Below are 2,043 nucleotides of genomic sequence, written 5' to 3' on the forward strand. Positions count from 1 at the left end.
GCAGCGGCGCTTTTTCCCCATTTGATAACTTGCTGCTGTATTTGTGCTGTGGTAATCTTGCTGATTCTCTTATTACCAAAAGCTGGCAAAGTATAATTATCGAGATTTGATCTCATTTGGTCAATAGAACCTATTTTACGTTGCAGCTTATAAAGTTCAAAAAAGCTCTCAGCAACCTCTTCAAAAGTTTTTAAGACTTTAATTTTTTTAGTACAACCATTTTTTATGAACTCATTTTGAAGACGTGAAAGTTTAACTTTTATGTCTTTTTTTGTACGCCCAGTAATGGAAGTTCGAACTTGCTTACCTGTCAGCACATCAGTACCGATATAAGCGCCACGGAGAATATAGCGTACTTCTCCGCTTTTTGTTTTGTATTCTTTTATATTTAGTTTGTTCATGTTGATTTGTCTTTCTAGCACCGCCCAGTACGCAAAAGTCAAAACATGAATGTTGATTTTAAAAGTGTAGGAAGTTAAAGTTCATTTTCATTAGAATCTTTACGACGATAATCTTGCCACCTTTTTTTTAATTCGGCTTTAGTGATGCCATCTTCGAGGGCAAAGTAATTTTCAGGGTTCTGTATTTGTTTTTCTAGTAATTGCTTCTTTAATTGAAAAACTTTTTTTCTGTGTTTCCAAATGAGTAGTTGATCTATTTGTGCATTGGCTAGTTTAAATTCATCAGAATAAAAATAATCAGCTTTTTCTTTATCATCAAAATCAATCGTGGGAGAGCTATATAAATAACTATCAATTGTAGAAATCATTTTGTCTAATTCAGGAAGAAGTTTTTTAGCCATTTCTGTGCGTAGAGCAAGAGTATTGTAGGTAGTGGATACAGGGTTTCCCTTATAATCTTTAATTATTTCCGCTGGAACTTCAACGCCGTAATTTTCCTTGGCAGATGTTTGTATTTCATTAATTTCGTCTTGATATGTTCTAAAATCACTAGTTCCCATAATATAGCTAGTCGTAACGTCAAAGTAATCAGCTAAATCTTGCCAAACTTTGAAATCACGAGGAGAACGTTTTCCAGTTTCATAATTAGTCAGCATACCTTGAGAAATTCCTATTGCTTTTGCTACGGTGCTTTGAGTAACACCTTTTTCAATTCGTAGCTCTTTAATACGATTTAAAGCTTTATATACTTCGTTTGCCATATTTTTACCTCTTTATCATTATACAACATTTTGGTAGTTATTTAAAATAAAAATTTCAATTTTGAAGTATATCACTTGACACTTCGAAAATGAAGTATTATACTATTGTCTAGATACTTCAATTTTGAAGTATCTAGAAAGAAGGTGAAGTAAAATAATGTATTTAACATCAGAAATTAAAACTGCTCTACGCAAAAAACGAGGAGTGCTAGATTTAACAAAAGGTGAAGCTGCCAATCAGCTTGGTATTAATCGTCTTACTTATGGACGTCTTGAAAGCCCAACACGTAATGAGAAAGTACGTCAGAGTACATACGAACGCATTACCGAGTGGCTCGCTAAGGACTATTAAAAAAACGCACCGCCCAGTACGTTGAAATTGAGAACAATGAAGTCAGTCGTTGAGATACGATATTGCGTATTAAACGCTAGAAAGAAATTTAATAATGAAAGACTTAGCATTTTTAACCAGTCCTGACATGAGTAAAGCGGAAGTTGTGACTAACCATATCGTTATTGCTGAATATGCAGGAATCGAAAGGACATCGTTACGTTTACTCATCAATAAACATAAAAAAGATTTTGAGCAATTCGGTAAGTTGATATTTGAAATATCGACCTTGCCAGATAGTCGAGGTCAAAAAGTAAAAATCTATCAACTTAATAGAAATCAAGCCATGTTGATGATTACTTATCTGGATAATACAGAAGTAGTTAGAAATTTTAAAATCGCTCTTGTAAAACGATTTGATGAAATGGAGAAGGAACTCTATGCAAGAAAAATTGCAAGAGCAGTTGAAAAGCCGAAAGGAATTACTCTTCATCAAGCTATTTCTGAGTGGAATCATTACTCACGACATGGTAATACATGGCATACGATT

3 protein-coding genes are annotated in these 2,043 nt (G+C 33.6%); 1 reads left to right on the forward strand and 2 read right to left on the reverse strand.

The features are described from left to right. Together ABWI07_RS43935 and ABWI07_RS43940 are read right to left on the reverse strand one after the other, a co-directional pair. Window positions 1-443 (reverse strand): tyrosine-type recombinase/integrase (locus ABWI07_RS43935; protein WP_353822185.1); only part of this gene is annotated, 443 nt, incomplete at its 3' end. Between the two features lie 32 nt (window positions 444-475). Further along, window positions 476-1,162 carry a helix-turn-helix domain-containing protein gene (locus ABWI07_RS43940; protein WP_012898391.1) on the reverse strand — a complete coding sequence of 229 codons (687 nt, stop codon included), beginning with the start codon at window positions 1,160-1,162 and terminating at the stop codon, window positions 476-478. 446 nt (window positions 1,163-1,608) lie between these two features. Between ABWI07_RS43940 and ABWI07_RS43945 the strand changes: the two genes are divergently transcribed. After that, the coding region (locus ABWI07_RS43945) for a Rha family transcriptional regulator (protein WP_353822186.1) at window positions 1,609-2,043 on the forward strand (435 nt) is incomplete at its 3' end.

This window comes from Actinomadura sp. NPDC000600 (assembly GCF_040492135.1).
GTDB lineage: Bacteria > Actinomycetota > Actinomycetes > Streptosporangiales > Streptosporangiaceae > Spirillospora.